This is a genomic window from Sphingomonas sp. GlSt437 (assembly GCF_048015635.2).
Taxonomy (GTDB): Bacteria; Pseudomonadota; Alphaproteobacteria; order Sphingomonadales; family Sphingomonadaceae; genus Sphingomonas.
In genome coordinates this window covers 413,461-429,616 of record NZ_JBPGYA010000003.1, presented here as the reverse complement: position 1 = coordinate 429,616, position 16,156 = coordinate 413,461, and the positions used below count along the sequence as shown (strand labels likewise).

The window sequence follows — 16,156 nt, the reverse complement described above, 5'->3', positions numbered from 1 at the left end:
GTCACCCGGTGACGGCAGGGCGGATGATGCCCGCGCCTCCGGGCACGCCAGCACCGCGCGCGAGCAGGCGGTGGCGCTCGACCGGGCCGTCGATCCGCCACAGCGCCGTCTTCTCATCGGTGAAGCCGAAGAAGCGGCCATAATAATCGGGATCGCCGATCAGCATCAGCGCGTCGCACCCGTTGGCGGCAGCAGCGGCGAGCATCGTTGCCATCAGCCGGTGGCCGATGCCGCCGCGCTGGACCTCGGGATCGACCGCGACGGGGCCGACCATCACCATGGGCACGCGTCGCCCGTCATCGCCCAGAAACTCGACCGGCCAGCATTGTATCGAGCCGAGCAAGCGGCCGGTGCCGTCGATTGCCGCGAAAGAGAGGGCGCCGATCGCGCTCGTCCCGGCGCGCAAGCGATACGCCGTCCGCCCGTGCCGATCGGTGCCGAACGCGCGATCGAGCAATGCCTCGATCGCTTTGGGCGCGACGCTGTCGAGCGGGGTGAGGGCAATGGTCGTCAACGGCGGTCCAAGCGGTTCGAAACGGGCGTCGCGCCTTAGCGTCACTGCGCCGGCGCGCAAGCCGCTTTCGCGCTCGCGCCAATTTGCTATGGGCCTCGCCAAAGAAAGGGCCGCGCGCTTGGACGATCAATTGCTTCTGGAACTGCACAATCTCGAAGTGCCGGTGCTGACCGGCATCTATTCCGAAGAGACGCATCTGCCGCAGCCGCTCCGCATTTCGATCACCGCCGAGCTTGATTGCCCGCGCCATTTCGCGCCCGACACGCGGCTGGCCGATTCGAAGAATTATCTCGACCTGAAGCATGCCGCGACGACCGCGCTACCCGAGGGCGTGCATTTCACGCTGATCGAAGGCGTCGCCGACCATATCTGCGAAACGCTGTTCCTGCAGGACAAGCGGGTGCGGCGCGTGACGGTGAAGATTGTCAAGCTCGCCATTGCCGAGGCCGGCGAATCGATCGGCATCACGCTGACACGCAACCGCCGCGCGCCCGGCAACTGAGCTCAGGGCGCCGCGATCGTCCGCCCGCACGCGCCGAGCGATTGCAGCACGAAGCGATAATCTTCGCGAGCGGCAGCGGCGTTGCCCTCATCGTTGCTGGCAAGCGCCGCAGCGGGCAGTGCGCGCGGCAGGAAGCAGGCGAGCCGGTACCACAGCAATGTATCCCTCGCCGGCGCCTTGGCCGATTCGTCGACGATTTCGCTCAGCGCCACTGACCAGCTTTTGGGCTGGCCGGGTCGGCTCAACACGCTGATCGACACCGGGCGGCCATCCGTAGTGGAGAGGAACAGCTGCGTTTCGCCCTCACCTGGCAGCGCGCCCGGCACGTGAAACGCATTGCCGATGCCGGTCACTTCAGGCGGCGCGGCGGGATCGACCACCTCGGCGGTGATATGACGGGTCGTCGTATCAAGCGCTGGGTTCCATGGCTGCTGCGAATTGTCGCCGGTCAGCTGGATCTGGTCGGATTGTCCCGAGACAGGACGCCCGAACGCGAGCACGCGCTGTTTTTTGAGCTTGGGGATGTGTCCCTTGGCATCGCTCGGCACGTCGATCAGATACTGAATTTCCTTGGGCAATGCCTGGGTGCCACGCAGCAGATTGTTGAGCGTGGCGGTGACCAGCAGGCGCTGCTTGCCCGGCTTCACGCCCACCGCATCACGCGGCTTGACCTTTTGCACCGCATGGATGGTGACATCGGCAATCACCGGCGATTTCACAATCAGATCAGCGATATCCGCATAGCTTGGCGCCGGCGCGGCCGGTGCCGAGGCAACCACTGGCGCCGTGGCGCGTTGCGCGCTAGCGGTGGGTGTGAAGGGTAACCCTCCACCAGCCGCGACCAACAACAGCGCGGACGTCGCGCAACGGATGCAAGGGGAGGAGCGCATGGCGACGGCGATTAGTCGATCACGGGCCAATCATACAGCAATAAAATTGCCATGCGATGCCGCTACGACAGGGCTGCCCGACAAAGCGTTTGCGTCATCCAAAAGCTGGCGATAGAGACTAGGGCGAGTGAGTTCGGACAACGTGGCTCATCGCGCCATGCTGCCGGTCGGACGTTATGGAACGATCGGGGCGGGCAATATGCCAAAAGATATGGGAGTTACGTACCTGAATGGCTTACGCAGACCGCAATAACAGCGGCAGCCGGCTGGTCGCGATCATCATCGTGGCAATCCTTCAAGGCGCGCTGGCCTATGCTTTCATCACCGGCTTGGCGCAGAATTTCGTCAAGAAGGCGCAGGAAAAGCTGAACACGTTCGACGTGGCGCCGCCGCCGCCGCCGCCGCCGGACCAGCCGCCGCCGCCGCCGCCGCCGGATCAGCCGCTCCAGCCGCCGCCGGTCGTCACGCCGCCCGCCGCCGTGGTGATCCAGCAGCAGTCGCCGGTCGTGATCAATACGACGCCTATCGCGCCGCCGGCCTACACGCCAGCGCCGCCCGCGCCGCCGGCCCCACCGCCGGCACCGCCGGCGCCGCATCTGGCGAAGGGCGCCCAGGCGAAGGGCAGCTATCAGGACTGGTTCTCGCAGGACTATTATCCGCCTGCCGCCAAGAAGGCGTCGATTGAAGGACGCGTGGGCGTGTTGCTTTCAATCGGCGCGGATGGGCGCGTATCAGGGTGCAGGGTCGTCTCTTCGAGCGGCAATCAGGACCTCGACGATACGACGTGCAGGCTCGCCCAGCGCTTTGGCCGGTTCAGGCCAGCGCAGGACGATGCCGGCAATCCGATCGCATCCGAACTTCGCTTGCCGCCGGTGCGTTGGCAGTTGAAGGACGAATAACCCATCCGTACCGCGTTGGGCCGGGTGGCTGAGCTTCCCGGCCTTGCGCAAATCGACCAATTGATGTTGTCGCAAACAAGATTTTGACGAGGAAAGAACCGAAATGCTCACCACCATCCTTGCAGCTGGCGCCGGCGCCAAGACCGCGGCCGAACAGTATGGTTTCTTCAACGCGCTGAACCAGGGCGGCGTTATCTCGTACAGCGTCGCAATCACGCTCGCGCTGTTCCTGTTCTTCTCGCTCTACATCCTGTTCACCAAGCTCATCGAGCAGAACAAGGTGATCTCGCAGGGCAAGCGCGTCCGCCAGGGCTTCTGGAACGCGAACAATCTGCGCGAGGCTTCGGCCAAGCTCGAGAAGAACTCCGCGTACAAGCAGATCGTCGATGACGGTCTTGCGGCGCAGGAGCAGCACACGCGGTTGACCGACCCGGTCGAAGCGCATGACTGGCTGCACGGCTCGCTCGCGCGCTCGGAAGCGTCGATCAACTCGTCGCTCAACGGCGGCTTGGCGTTCCTCGCCACGGTCGGCGCGACGGCGCCGTTCATCGGCCTGTTCGGCACCGTGCTCGGCATTTACCGCGCGCTGATCGCGATCGGTGCCGCTGGTCAGGCCTCGATCGACAAGGTCGCAGGTCCGGTCGGTGAGGCGCTCATCATGACCGCGCTCGGTCTCGTCGTCGCCGTGCCGGCGGTGCTGGCCTATAACTGGCTGCAGCGCCGCAACAAGGCGATCGCGGAAGACCTGTCGGCCTTCTCGAACGACGTGCTTGGCTATCTCGCGTCGAACGGCGCGGTTCGCCCGGCGCCGACCGGCAAGGCTGCCAAGGCTGCTGCCCCTGCCAAGCCGGCCGCTTGATCGGACATGTGGGCAGGCCCGGCGCACGCCGTTGGTGTGGCGCCCGGCCTGCCCGCACGCTCCAGGCTCCACTCGGAGCCTGGCCGATGGATGCAGATAGGATAGTTCGCGATGGCGATTAGTGCAGGTGGCGATTCCACCGAAAAACCGATGTCGGACATCAACACGACGCCTCTCGTGGACGTCATGTTGGTTCTGCTCATCATCTTCTTGATCACCGTTCCGGTCGTCGTGCAGAACGTTCAGCTCAAGCTGCCCGACGTTCGCTTCGACCCGACCACGACCAAGCCCGAAAACGTCGCGCTTTCGGTGCGCGGTGGCCCGGGGGGCGAGTGCCAGGTCTATTGGGGCATGGCGCCGGTCACGAACGAGGAATTGTTCGATCGCGCGGTCAAGAAGCTGAAAGCGGAAATCGACCGTCAGGGCGGCCCCAATGCTGCCGGGCTCGAATTGCCTGAAGTGCATATTCGTGGCGACGTGGATACGCCGTATCACTGCATCGGCGGCACGATCTACACGATGCAGCGCGCAGGCTTCATCAAGGTCGGCTTTATTTCGCAGCCGCCGGCCAACGACGTTGCCAGCTGATCTGGCCACGGCTGATCTAGCTTAACGTCGCGGCGACTGGTTTCAGGAGAGTTAAGACATGGCAATCAGTGGCGGTTCCGATGACGGTGAACCGATGATGGACATCAACACGACGCCGTTGATCGACGTCATGCTGGTGCTCCTCATCATGTTCATCATCACCATCCCTCCGCAGACGCACGCGGTGAAGGTTGATCTGCCGCAGAACAACCCGAACCAGGTGAAGCCCCCGGTCGAGCCCGACAAGAACACGATCGGCATCGATCCTGCCGGTATCGTGTCGTGGAACGGCACGCCGGTCGACGATCTGACGCTGCGTCAGTATCTCGACCAGACGACGCGCCTCAACCCTGAGCCGGAACTGCACTTCCAGCCCGACCGCAATGCGCGGTTCGAGGTGGTCGATCGCGTGCTGGCAGTCGTGAAGCGCTCCGGCGTGTCGAAGCTGGGCTTCGTCGGCAACGAGCAATACGCGCGCGACTTCTGATCGCGAAAGCCTCGCTCGGGCGAGGATGATCGAGATGGGGCGGTTCCTCGTAGCGAGGGGCCGCCTTTTTCGTAGGCGCGGTGGGGGCGCAGGGTTGGGTCATCTCGTCACCCCGCCCTTGAGCCGGGGTACCGCTAAAATCTAGCGGTCAAAGAAGCGGGACCCCGGGTCAAGCCCGGGGCGACGAAGAAGCAGAGAGCCGGGGTGACGATGAGCTGGAGTTGCTAGAGATCAACTCTATCTCAGCCCAAGCCGGAAACTTGTCGCCTTTATTACCCGGATCACAACCGCGGCAGCGTCACGCCGCGCTGGCCCATATATTTGCCGGCGCGATCGGCATAGCTTGTCTCGCAGGGCTCGTTGCCTTGCAGGAACAGGAACTGGCAGGCGCCTTCATTGGCATAGATTTTGGCCGGCAGCGGCGTGGTGTTGGAGAATTCGAGCGTGACATGGCCTTCCCAGCCGGGCTCGAGCGGGGTGACGTTCACAATGATGCCGCACCGCGCATAAGTCGATTTGCCGAGGCAGATGACGAGCACGTCGCGTGGCACCCGGAAATATTCGACCGTGCGGGCGAGTGCAAAGCTGTTGGGCGGGATGACGCAGACATCGGTCTTGCGATCGACAAAGCTGTTCGCGGCGAAATCCTTGGGATCGACCACCGCGCTGTCGACATTGGTGAAAATCTTGAACTCGTCCGCCACCCGCGCGTCATAGCCGTACGACGATAGCCCATAACTGATGCAGCCATCGCGCCGCTGGCTTTCGACGAAGGGCTCGATCATGCCATGCGCCTGCGCCTGCGCGCGAATCCAGCGGTCCGACATGATCGACATAGGCTTCTCCCCGGGTTGCGGGGCTTGCATTGCCGTATTGGCGGCGGGAGGCAAGAGCGGCGTAAGCGACTGAGGAACAGAACTGGGGAGAGCCGCCGCCGTGGCGCAAGAGGATCGTCCCAAGGTAGAAGTCGCCAACCGCGCCGAGCTGCGCGAATGGCTTACTCGGCATGCGGCGACCAGTGGCGCGGTGTGGCTGGTCACCGGCAAAAAGGCATCGGGCGATCGCTATCTGGCTTATGCCGATATGGTCGACGAATTGCTGTGCTTCGGCTGGGTCGACAGCTTGCCCCGCGCGCTCGACGATCGGCGATCGATGCACTTGATCGCGCCGCGCCAGGCGGACAGCGGCTGGTCGCGCGTCAACAAGGAGAAGGTGGCTCGGCTGATCGAAGCGGGGTTGATGACGCCGCTCGGGCTTGCTGCGATCGACCGTGCGAAGGCGAGCGGGGCGTGGGATAAGCTTGATGCGGTCGAGACGCTGACAAAACCCGATGATTTAGCGGCGGCGCTCGCCTCTTACCCCGCCGCGGCGGAGCATTTCGAAGCATTTCCGCGTTCGTCCAAGCGCCTCATCCTCGAATGGATCGCGTCGGCCAAGCGCCCCGAAACGCGGGCGGCGCGGGTGGACGAGACGGCGCGGCTCGCCGCCGACAACATCCGCGCCAATCATTATCGCCAGCCCAAATCAGCCGGTAACGACTGATCGCCCCGCTCAGACCGGCGGCGGAACCAGGCCGATGCTTTTCAGGACCAGTGCCTGCACCACCATCAAGGCGAGCCAATGGAGGCAATCGAGCAGGGCGGTGCCGACGCCAGCACGGCGCGCGGCGTGGGTGACGATCGTCGCCGGTGCCACGAAGCCGATCCAGATGACGACCGCGCTGCCGATCGCCATCACCCAGGGGCTGGCCTTGGGCGGCGCCAGGATGAGCGCGCCCGCCAGGATCGCGGCGAACCAGAATTCCGCCGCCGTGATCGTTATCGTCGCCACAAGGCCGGGGAGCCGCAGCCCGGCGATCCATAGCCACAGCGCGCCGACCGCCAATCCGGCGAGCGTCGCCAGCAGAATCGGCACAAGGTTGAGCAGGATGTAGATCATCGACACAGCCTTCCCACGGAGGAGCATGCCGATTGTGTCGACAATGACAATCGCGCGCAATCGAGGCTTTTGGGGCACTATATCGATCTGCTACGTGCTTTAGGGCAAGCTCGCGAAAAATCCCCAATGTTCCTCTTGCAATATATCGTGAGCGCTCGCACCTAAGTGGTAGTACAGGGGTGGCATCGATGATCGGCCCGACGTGGTCGGCGCGGCGCTGATGCCCTTCATATCAGGGGCCCCATGCACGGTTACGCCACGCCACCGATCCGCCCGGGCCTGATCGGATTGACCCTGATCGGATTGACCCTGATCGGATTGACCTTGGCCGTCGCGGGCTGTTCGCGCGGCGGGCCGCCGCCACCGCCACCGACGCAAGTGACCGTCGCCACCCCGCTGCAGCGCGATATCGTCGATTGGGACGAGTATATCGGCCGGTTCGAAGCGCCGCAGGATGTCGAAGTGCGTCCGCGCGTATCGGGCGAGATCGATCGGGTGTTGTTCGCCGATGGCCAGCGCGTCGGCAAAGGCCAGCCGCTGTTCATCATCGACCAGCGCCCCTATCGCGCCGCGCTCGAGCAGGCACGCGCGCAGCTCGCCAAGGCGCAGGCCAGCGACATCAACGCGCGCACGGAGCTTGCCCGCGCCAAGACGCTGCTCGCCGCGCAGGCTGTAAGCAAGGAAGAATACGAAACGAAGGAAGCCAATGCGCGATCGGCCGCCGCCGATGTGCAGGCCGCGCGCGCGGCGGTGACCAATGCCAACCTCAATCTGGGCTTCACCGTCATCCGTTCGCCGATTTCGGGCCGGGTCTCCGATCGCAAGGCGAGCCGGGGCAATCTGGTCGCCGATGGCCAGACCGTGCTGACTCGCGTCGTGTCGATCAACCCCATCTGGTTCTCGTTCGACGGCGCCGAAGCCTTTTATCTTAAATATCTGCGCCAGGATAAGTCGGGCCAGCGCAAATCCTCGCGCGATCACCCCAATCCGATCGAGATCCAGCTCGCCGACGAGACCGGCTATCGCTGGCACGGCCATATGGATTTCGTCGATAACGCGATCGACCCCAATTCGGGCACGATCCGTGCGCATGCCGTAGTCGACAATCCCGATGGTTTCCTGACGCCGGGCCTGTTCGGCCGCGCGCGGTTGCTCGGATCGGGGACCTATCACGCGATGCTGGTGCCCGATTAGGCGATCATCACCGATCAGACGCGCAAGCTCGTCTATGTCGTCGGGCAGGATGGCAAGGTCGCGCCGCGGCCGGTGGTGACCGGGCCGCCCGTGGAGGGCCTGCGCGTGGTGAAGGAAGGGCTCGCGCCGAGCGACCATGTCGTCATCAACGGCTTGACGCGGTTGCAGCCGGGCATGCCGGTGCAGGCGCGGATGTCGAAGATCACGCCACGCGCCGCCGATACTTCGCCGAGCGCACAACCCGTGACGACGCCACCGTCCGCTGAAGCGCAGCCGGCGCAATAAGATGCGCTTTCCGCATTTCTTCATCGACCGCCCGATTTTCGCGGCGGTGCTGTCGATCCTGATCGTCGTGTTCGGGCTGGTGGCCTATCCCGGCCTGCCGGTGGCGCAATATCCCGAAATCGCCCCGCCGACGGTGGTGGTGACGGCAAATTACCCCGGCGCTACCGCCGAGACGCTGGCGGAAACGGTCGCTGCGCCGCTCGAGGAATCGATCAACGGCGTCGAGAACATGATCTACATGTCCTCCTCGGCAACGGGTGACGGCGCGCTCGCGATCACGGTGACGTTCAAGCAGGGCACCAATGTCGATCAGGCGCAGGTGCTGGTGCAGAACCGCGTCGCCACTGCCGAGCCGCGCTTGCCCGAGGAAGTCCGCCAGATCGGCGTGACGGTGAAGAAAAATTCGCCCGACATCCTGCTCTGCGCGACGCTGTTCTCGCCCGACAAGTCTTTGAGCCAGCAATATATCTCCAACTATGCGACGACCCAACTGATCGATCGGCTGACGCGCATCCAGGGCGTGGGCGACGCGCGTATTTTCGGCGCGCGCGATTATGACATGCGGATCTGGATCGACCCCGATCTCGCCGCCGCGCGCAACCTGACGGTCGACGAGATCACCACTGCAATCCGCAACCAGAACGCCCAGGTCGCGGTCGGTTCGGTCGGCCAGCCGCCGTTCAATCGCGGCGGCACGGCGTTCCAGCTCGGCATCCAGACGCAAGGCCGGCTGACGACGCCCGACCAGTTCGCCGACATCATCATCAAGCGCGACGACCAGGGCCGGCTGACCCGGGTGCGCGATATCGCTCGGGTCGAGCTCGGCGCGCAGGACTATACGATCAACCCGTTCTTCTCCAACCAGCCGACCACCGCGGTCTGCATCACCCAGCTGCCCGGATCGAACGCGCTGCTGACGGCGCAGGCAGTGAAGGACGAAATCCACCACAGCTCGCTCAGCTTTCCGCCGGGGATGACCTACGCCATCCCGTACAACCCGACCGAATATATCCAGGCCTCGATCGAGGAAGTGCAGCGCACATTGTTCGAGGCGCTGCTGCTCGTCGCATTCGTGGTGCTGCTGTTCCTGCAGAGCTGGCGCGCGGCGATCATCCCGATCGTGGCGATCCCGGTGTCGCTGCTGGGCTCGTTCGCGGTGCTCGCGGCATTCGGTTTCTCGATCAACAACCTGTCGCTGTTCGGCATGGTGCTAGCGATCGGCATCGTCGTCGACGATGCGATCGTCGTCGTCGAGAATATCGAGCGGTTGATGGAGGAAAAGCACCTCTCGCCCAAGGACGCCGCGCACCAGACGATGGACGAGGTTTCGGGCGCGCTGGTCGCGATCGCGCTGGTGCTGTGCGGGGTGTTCATCCCGACGAGCTTCATTCCGGGCATTTCGGGGCAATTCTATCGCCAGTTCGCGCTGACGATCGTGTCGGCGACCGCCATCTCGGCATTCGTGTCGTTGACCTTGTCGCCGGCGCTGGCGGCTTTGGTGCTGAAGCCCAAGGATCATGAGGCGGAGAAGGAACCGCCGGCGGGCCTGCGCGGTTTGCCGGGGCGCTTCACGCGCGGATTCAACCGTGGCTTCGACAATCTGGGCGAGCGGTATGGCCGGTTGACTGCGCGCGCGGTGCGGACGCTGGGCGTGGTGCTGGTCTGCTATGCGGTGCTGATCGGGCTCACCGGTTGGCGGTTCAGCGCGACGCCGACGGGCTTCATCCCGGCGCAGGACCAGGGCTATCTGATCGTCGCCGTGCAATTGCCGCCGGGCTCGTCGCTCCAGCGCACCACCGAAGTGCTGCAGCGCGCGCAGGGCATCGCGCTCAACAACAAGGCGACGGCCGGCACGGTGGCGTTCGCGGGGCTCGACGGCGCGACGTTGACCAACGCGCCCAACACCGCCGCAATGTTTGTCGCGATGAAGCCGCGCGACCAGCGCGAAGGCGCCGATCAGGTCGCCAATGAGCTGCGCAAGGCGTTCGGGCCGATTACCGATGGCGTGCTGCTCGTCATCCCGCCGCCACCGGTGCGCGGCATTGGCACGGGGGGCGGCTGGAAGATGCTGATCGAGGATCGGCAGAACCAGGGCTATCCGACGCTGGAAGGCGCTGCCTTCGCGATGATGATGAAGGCCAACCAGACGCCGGGTCTGGCCAGCACCTTCACCACCTTCAATGTCCGCACGCCGCGCCTGTACGCCGATATCGACCGGCCGCGCGCGGAACAATTGGGCGTGCCAGTGGAGAATATCTTCCACACCCTCGGCACGTATCTCGGCTCCACCTACATCAACGATTTCAATTATCTCGGCCGCACGTATCGCGTCACCGCGCAGGCCGATGCGCCGTATCGCGACGAAGCGGGCGATGTCGGGCGATTGCGCACGCGATCTGCATCGGGCGCGATGGTGCCGATGGATGCAGTGATGACGCTCAAGAACCAGAGCGGGCCGTACCGCGTCGTGCGCTATAATCTCTACCCCTCAGCCGAGCTGCAAGGCGATACCGCGCCTGGCTATTCCTCGGGCCAGAGCCTGGCGACGCTCGACAAGATGGCCAAGGAAATCCTGCCCGCCGGCATGAGCTATGAATGGACCGAGCTCGCCTTCCAGCAGCAACAGGCGGGCAATACCGGCATCATCGCCTTTGGCTTGGCGGTGCTGTTCGTCTTCCTGCTGCTCGCGGCGAATTATGAGAGCGTGGTGCTGCCCTTCGCGGTGATCCTGATCGTACCGATGTGCCTGTTGGCGGCGATTGTCGGCGTCAATCTGATGGGGATGGACAATAATATCCTCACGCAAATCGGGTTGGTCGTGCTGATCGGGCTGGCAGCGAAGAACGCGATTCTGATCGTCGAATTTGCGAAAGCCAACGAGGATGCCGGCATGGCATTGCGCGAGGCGGCCGAGCATGCCGCGGCGCAGCGCCTGCGGCCGATTTTGATGACGTCGATCGCGTTCATCCTGGGCACTTTGCCGCTCGTCATCGGCACCGGGCCTGGCGCCGAGATGCGTCGCGCGCTCGGCGTCGCAGTGTTCTTCGGGATGATCGGGGTGACGACCTTCGGCTTGCTGTTCACGCCGAGCTTCTACGTCATCAGCCGGACGGCTGGCGACAGAGTCTCGGCCTGGATCAAACGCCGGCGCGGCGGGGAGACGGCGGCATGACGCGCGGGTTGCTGATCGCGGTGCTCGCGGCCGCACTGCCGCTCACCGGCTGTGTCGTTGGGCCGAATTATCATCGTCCCCAGGAGCCGGCGTCGGCATCGGGGTCGCTGAAAGAAGCCGGGGGTGCCGGCTCATCGTCGGCGACGGCGGCCGGGCTCGACCAATGGTGGCGGATGTATAATGACCCGGTGCTCGACCGGCTGGTCCGCGAGGCACTGACCAACAACACCGATATCCGCGTCGCCGCCGCCAACCTCGCCAAGGCGCGCGCGGTGCTGAGCGCGCAGCGCGGCGCGCGGCTGCCGACGACCAACGTGTCCGCGCAATATCAGCGCGAGCAGAGCAACAGCGCTAGTGCTGCAGCTTTTGGCGGCGGCGGTGGCAATGTCCAGACCTTCCAGTTCGACTTGTTCCAGCTCGGCTTCGATGCATCGTACGAAGTCGATCTGTTCGGCGGCGTGACGCGCGCGATCCAGGCAGCGCGCGGCGATACCGAAGCGGCGGCGGCCGAGCTCGATGCCTCGCGCGTGTCGGTCGCGGCGGAGACGGCGCGGGCGTATTTCTCGGCCTGCAGCAACGCCGCGCAGCTGGCGGTAGCGAAGGATAATGTCGATCTTCAGCAGAAGACGCTCGACCTGACCAACAAGCTGTTCACCGCCGGGCGCGAGACCAAGGCGGATTATGAACGCGCGGATTCGCTGCTCGCGCAGGCCCAGGCGCAGGTGCCGGGTTTTGAGGCCGAGCAGCGGGCGTCGCTCTATGCGCTGGCGACGCTCACGGGTCGCCCGCCTGAGGAAGTCGATGCCGATGCATCGCGCTGCACCGCCCCGCCCCGGCTCAGCCAGCCGGTCCCGGCGGGCGATGGCGCGGCGTTGATCGCCCGCCGGCCTGATGTGCGCGCTGCAGAACGCACGCTGGCAGCGGACACCGCGCGCGTTGGCGTCGCGATCGCTGATCTCTACCCCAAGATCACGCTGATGGGGAATGTGAACGCTTATGGCACGCGCGGCAGCCAGTTGTTCCAGCCGAGCGCGGTGCGCTATTCGTTCGGCCCGCTGATCAGCTGGACCTTCCCCAACCAGACGCAGGCCCGCGCGCGGGTGCGCGAAGCGCGCGCCGATGCCGATGCGAGCCTTGCCAAGTTCGACAAGGCGGTGTTGACCGCGCTCACCGACAGCGAGCAGGCGCTCGCGCGCTATTCCGGCCAGCTTGATCGCAACGCGGTGCTGCTGCGCGCGGAGAGCGCGAGCAGCGAGGCAGCACGGCTCTCCCGCCTGCGCTTCGATGCCGGTTCCGACAGCTTCCTCCAGCTGATCTCGGCAGAATCGACGCGGGTCGGCGCCCGTGCCGCGCGCGCTGCGTCGGACGCGGCTCTCGCCGACGCGCAGATCAGCGTTTTCAAGGCGTTGGGCGGCGGTTGGGAAGGGGCGCCAAAGCCCGAGCGCCTCGCGCCCGATCATGCTAAGGATGGCGCTGCCGACTCCCCCGCAAAACCCTGACGGACGGACTTCATGACCGATCAACGCCCCATTCCCGCCTCGCGCGAGCAATTATGGGGCATCCTGTTCGAGGCCGCCGAGATCGAGCACAATCTGATGTGCTGCTATCTCTACGCGATGTTCAGCCTGAAGAGCGATGTCTCGGAAGGGGTTAGCGCGGCCGAGCTTGACGCGATCCGGCGCTGGCGGGGCGAAATCCTTGACGTCGCGATCGAGGAGATGGCGCATCTTGCGATCGTCTCCAACATCCTTTCCGCACTTGGCGCGCCGGCGCATTATGGCCGGCAGAATTTCCCCGTCGCGCCCGGCTATCACCCCGCCGGCGTGGTGGTGCGGCTGGCGCCGTTCAACGTCCAGACGCTCGACCATTTCATCTATCTCGAGCGCCCGGAGACGATCGACATCGCCGATGGCGAAGGCTTCGCGCCCGACCGCCACTATGTCCGCGCGATGGCGCCCGACCGGCTGATGCAGGCGACAATGGATTATACGACGGTCGGCCAGCTTTATGCCTCGATAGAAGACGGCATTCGCGCGCTGGCGGAGAAGATGGGTGAGGACGCGCTGTTCGTCGGCGATCCCTGCCATCAGCTAAGCCCCGACGTGGTGCGCTTGCCCAACCTGACCGTCGTGCGTTGCGTGAAAAGTGCGTGCGAGGCGATCGAGGCGATTGTTCGTCAGGGTGAGGGCTCGGCGGCGGGCGAGGAGCGCTCGCATTACCAACGTTTCCTCGGCATTCGCTCGGAATATCAGGCGTTGCTCGCCGCCCGACCCGATTTTGCGCCGGGGCGGCCTGCCGCGAATAATCCGGTGATGCGCCGGCCGCCGACGCCCGAGGGCCGGCTATGGGTCAATCAGGAGCCGGCCGCGAGCCTCGTCGATCTCGGTAACGCGGTCTATGCGCATGCCGTGCGGTGCCTGGCGCTGAGCTATGCCGGGGTGGACGCTGGGGCGCAGCGCGCGCTGGTCGACGCGGCGATTGAGCTGATGCGGATCATGACGCCGATCGCCGAGGAATTGACCCGGCTCCCCGCGAACGCTGATGCGCCCGGCTGCAACGCGGGCTTAAGTTTCGCGACGCTGCGCTCGATGGCGGCGCTGCCGCCCGAGCAAGGCGCGATCGCCGTGCTCGCCGAGCGGCTGACCGATATGGCGACGCGCGGGCGAGTCATCGCCGATGTGCATGATGCCGCCGCACCGACCGCGAGCGCCGCCGCCGACGCGCTCGATCGCCTTGCCGGGCGGCTGGGCCAAGTGCAGCTCGCCTCGCGCGCCAAGACCGAAGCCGCCCCTGCCGCCCCCTCACAACCGGAGCCTGCCATGGCGACCCCTCCTGCTTCCACGCCACCGACGCCGCAGCCGGGCGAGGACGGCAAGGAAATCATCCCCGGCGTGGCGATCGACCTGGTGTTCGATGGCGAGCGCTGCATCCATGCGCGGCATTGCGTGCTGTCGCAGCCGGCGGTGTTCAAGGCGAATGTCGAGGGGCCGTGGATCGATCCCAACGCCGCGACTACCGAGGAGCTGGTGACGGTTGCGCATATGTGCCCCTCGGGTGCGATCGGCTATCGCCGCCACGATGGCGGGCGGGAGGAAGCGGCACCGCCGATCAATCTGGTGCAATTGCGCGAAAATGGCCCGATCGGCTTTCGCGCCGAGCTGCTGCTCGACGGCCAGCCGATCGGTTATCGCGCGACCTTGTGTCGCTGCGGGGCGTCCAAGAACAAGCCGTTCTGCGACGGCAGCCACAATGCCATCCATTTCCAGGCGACGGGCGAACCCGCGACCAAGGACTCGCAGCCGCTCGCCGAGCGGGGTGGGGTGCTCCATGTCGATCCGCAGACCGACGGCCCGCTGGAAGTGACCGGCAATCTCGAGCTGTGCGCGGGCACCGGGCGGACGTTCGATCGCGTCACCAAGACTTGGCTGTGCCGCTGCGGTGGATCGGCGAACAAACCCTATTGCGACGGCACGCACCGGCGGATCGGGTTCAAGAGCAGCTGAGCAGTGCTTTCCGCTTTTCGCGTCACCCCGGGGCCTGACCCGGGGTCCCGCTTCTTCAAGCGCTGAATAACAGCGGGACCCCGGCTCAAGGCCGGGGTGACGAGTAAGTCGAGCGCATTTAAGGCCTAGCCGCCCTTATCCCCCTCAAATCGCCTTGGCGTAGATCCGGTACACCCGGTTGACATGGCTGTCGATCGCGTCAGCAATCGCGACCATCCCCTGATTGTCTTCCAGGATCCAGCCGATCTCGCCCCGCGTCGCGCCGTAATTGCTCACCGAGGCGCGGCGGATATATTCGATCATCATGAAAGCAAGCTGGCTCGCCATCCGCGAGGCCTGCAGCTTCTTGACGACGCCCATCAGCGGCACGCGCATCGTGCGGACGCGGGGTTTGCGCAGCCAGAGCAGCAGCTTGGCCCAGCCGAACGGAAAGAGCTTGCCGTTGAGCGGCTTGATCGCCTCGTTCAAGTCCGGCAGCGTGATCATGAACGCGACCGGCTCGCCGTCCAGCTCGGCGATACGGATCAGGTCGTTGAACACGATGGGTTTGAGCTTGGTGCTGACATCGTCAAGCTCGGGCTGAGTGAGCGGCACGAAGCCCCAATTATCCGACCAGGCATCGTTGAGGATGGCGATGATCAGCTTGGCTTCGTCGGCAAAACGCGACTTGTCGACTTCGCGGATACGGATGCGCGGGTTCTTCTCGCCATTGGCGACGATGCGCTGCACAATCGGTGGGAACTCTTTCGAGATATCAAGCTCATAGGTGTAAAGCTGCTTGACCCTCTGATACCCCGCCGCCTCAATCCACGCCTGGTAGCGCGGCAGATGGTGCCCCATCATCAGCGTCGGCGGGTGGTCGTGGCCCTTGATGAGCAGGCCCGGCTCTTCCCAGATCGACAGGCTGACCGGCCCGAGCGCGCGCGTCATCCCCTGGCCGCGCAGCCAGTCCTCGGCCGCCTTGATCAGCGCATGCGCGGCATTTTCGTCCGCCGCGTCGAGCATGCCCCAAAAGCCGGTGCCGGGGCCAAAGCCTTGCTCGGGCGCCATGTCGAGCGCCAGCGTGTCGATATGCGCGGAAATGCGCCCGACCGGGAGCCCGCCGCGCGTCGCGAGGAACATCTGCGCGCGGGCATGGCTGAACCAGCCGTTTTTCTTAGGGTCGATCGTGCCGGCAGCTTCTTGGCGGAGCGGCGGCACCCAATTGGGATCGCCGGCGTTGAGCTGATAGGCGAGATCGATAAAGGTCTTGATGTCGGCCTTGGTGGTAACCGGCTGAATCGCAAGCGGAGCGTTGGCCAAGGCGATAATCCCCCTCAAATGTC

At 65.0% G+C, this 16,156-nt stretch carries 16 protein-coding genes; 11 read left to right on the top strand and 5 right to left on the bottom strand.

Annotated features, from left to right (window positions below):
• Position 1: 1 nt before the first annotated feature.
• Entirely contained in the window at positions 2 to 505 is a 504-nt protein-coding gene (locus tag ACLB0R_RS16085) for a GNAT family N-acetyltransferase (RefSeq protein ID WP_416644382.1), read from the bottom strand.
• Positions 506 to 632: 127 nt separating this feature from the next.
• Here ACLB0R_RS16085 and ACLB0R_RS16080 point away from each other — a divergent pair, with 127 nt between their 5' ends.
• A complete protein-coding gene (locus tag ACLB0R_RS16080) occupies positions 633 to 1,016 on the top strand; it encodes a dihydroneopterin aldolase (RefSeq protein ID WP_416644354.1) in 384 nt (127 codons plus the stop codon).
• Between the two features lie 2 nt (positions 1,017 to 1,018).
• On the opposite strand, the gene ACLB0R_RS16075 is transcribed toward ACLB0R_RS16080, so the two are convergent.
• The gene (locus ACLB0R_RS16075) at positions 1,019 to 1,795 is read right to left on the bottom strand and encodes a hypothetical protein (RefSeq protein WP_416644353.1); all 777 of its coding nucleotides are present in this window, start codon (positions 1,793 to 1,795) and stop codon (positions 1,019 to 1,021) included.
• Positions 1,796 to 2,136: 341 nt separating this feature from the next.
• On the opposite strand from ACLB0R_RS16075, the gene ACLB0R_RS16070 reads away from it, so the two are divergent.
• The 4 genes from ACLB0R_RS16070 to ACLB0R_RS16055 all read left to right on the top strand — a co-directional run bounded on the left by ACLB0R_RS16070 (position 2,137) and on the right by ACLB0R_RS16055 (position 4,739).
• A complete protein-coding gene (locus ACLB0R_RS16070; protein WP_416644352.1) occupies positions 2,137 to 2,805 on the top strand; it encodes an energy transducer TonB in 669 nt (222 codons plus the stop codon).
• A gap of 103 nt (positions 2,806 to 2,908) precedes the next feature.
• Positions 2,909 to 3,664 carry a MotA/TolQ/ExbB proton channel family protein gene (locus ACLB0R_RS16065; protein ID WP_416644351.1) on the top strand — a complete coding sequence of 252 codons (756 nt, stop codon included), beginning with the start codon at positions 2,909 to 2,911 and terminating at the stop codon, positions 3,662 to 3,664.
• 111 nt (positions 3,665 to 3,775) lie between these two features.
• The gene (locus tag ACLB0R_RS16060) at positions 3,776 to 4,252 is read left to right on the top strand and encodes an ExbD/TolR family protein (protein ID WP_416644350.1); all 477 of its coding nucleotides are present in this window, start codon (positions 3,776 to 3,778) and stop codon (positions 4,250 to 4,252) included.
• Positions 4,253 to 4,310: 58 nt separating this feature from the next.
• Positions 4,311 to 4,739, top strand: coding sequence for an ExbD/TolR family protein (locus ACLB0R_RS16055; RefSeq protein WP_416644349.1), 429 nt, complete (start codon positions 4,311 to 4,313; stop codon positions 4,737 to 4,739).
• Between the two features lie 281 nt (positions 4,740 to 5,020).
• On the opposite strand, the gene dcd is transcribed toward ACLB0R_RS16055, so the two are convergent.
• Complete coding sequence (gene dcd / locus ACLB0R_RS16050) at positions 5,021 to 5,575, bottom strand: dCTP deaminase (protein ID WP_416644348.1); 555 nt, start codon at positions 5,573 to 5,575, stop codon at positions 5,021 to 5,023.
• Positions 5,576 to 5,675: 100 nt separating this feature from the next.
• Here dcd and ACLB0R_RS16045 point away from each other — a divergent pair, with 100 nt between their 5' ends.
• Positions 5,676 to 6,281: a YdeI/OmpD-associated family protein gene (locus tag ACLB0R_RS16045; protein ID WP_416644347.1), complete on the top strand. Its 606-nt coding sequence runs from the start codon at positions 5,676 to 5,678 to the stop codon at positions 6,279 to 6,281.
• Positions 6,282 to 6,290: 9 nt separating this feature from the next.
• Here ACLB0R_RS16045 and ACLB0R_RS16040 read toward each other — a convergent pair whose 3' ends face one another.
• A complete protein-coding gene (locus tag ACLB0R_RS16040; RefSeq protein WP_434953873.1) occupies positions 6,291 to 6,704 on the bottom strand; it encodes a hypothetical protein in 414 nt (137 codons plus the stop codon).
• Between the two features lie 216 nt (positions 6,705 to 6,920).
• Between ACLB0R_RS16040 and ACLB0R_RS16035 the strand changes: the two genes are divergently transcribed.
• The 5 genes from ACLB0R_RS16035 to ACLB0R_RS16015 all read left to right on the top strand — a co-directional run bounded on the left by ACLB0R_RS16035 (position 6,921) and on the right by ACLB0R_RS16015 (position 14,831).
• Positions 6,921 to 7,871, top strand: a complete 951-nt coding sequence (locus ACLB0R_RS16035) for an efflux RND transporter periplasmic adaptor subunit (RefSeq protein WP_416644345.1) — start codon at positions 6,921 to 6,923, stop codon at positions 7,869 to 7,871.
• Positions 7,872 to 7,946: 75 nt separating this feature from the next.
• On the top strand, positions 7,947 to 8,156 hold the full coding sequence (locus tag ACLB0R_RS16030) for a hypothetical protein (RefSeq protein ID WP_416644344.1): 210 nt from the start codon (positions 7,947 to 7,949) through the stop codon (positions 8,154 to 8,156).
• 1 nt (position 8,157) lies between these two features.
• Positions 8,158 to 11,328, top strand: coding sequence for an efflux RND transporter permease subunit (locus ACLB0R_RS16025; RefSeq protein WP_416644343.1), 3,171 nt, complete (start codon positions 8,158 to 8,160; stop codon positions 11,326 to 11,328).
• Positions 11,325 to 12,827 carry an efflux transporter outer membrane subunit gene (locus ACLB0R_RS16020; RefSeq protein WP_416644342.1) on the top strand — a complete coding sequence of 501 codons (1,503 nt, stop codon included), beginning with the start codon at positions 11,325 to 11,327 and terminating at the stop codon, positions 12,825 to 12,827. The genes ACLB0R_RS16025 and ACLB0R_RS16020 overlap by 4 nt, the downstream gene beginning before the upstream one ends.
• A 12-nt stretch (positions 12,828 to 12,839) precedes the next feature.
• Entirely contained in the window at positions 12,840 to 14,831 is a 1,992-nt protein-coding gene (locus tag ACLB0R_RS16015) for a ferritin-like domain-containing protein (RefSeq protein WP_434953872.1), read from the top strand.
• A 144-nt stretch (positions 14,832 to 14,975) separates the two neighbouring features.
• Here the strand turns inward: ACLB0R_RS16015 and ACLB0R_RS16010 are convergent, their stop codons facing one another.
• A complete protein-coding gene (locus ACLB0R_RS16010) occupies positions 14,976 to 16,133 on the bottom strand; it encodes an N-acetyltransferase (RefSeq protein ID WP_416644341.1) in 1,158 nt (385 codons plus the stop codon).
• Between the last annotated feature and the right edge of the window lie 23 nt (positions 16,134 to 16,156).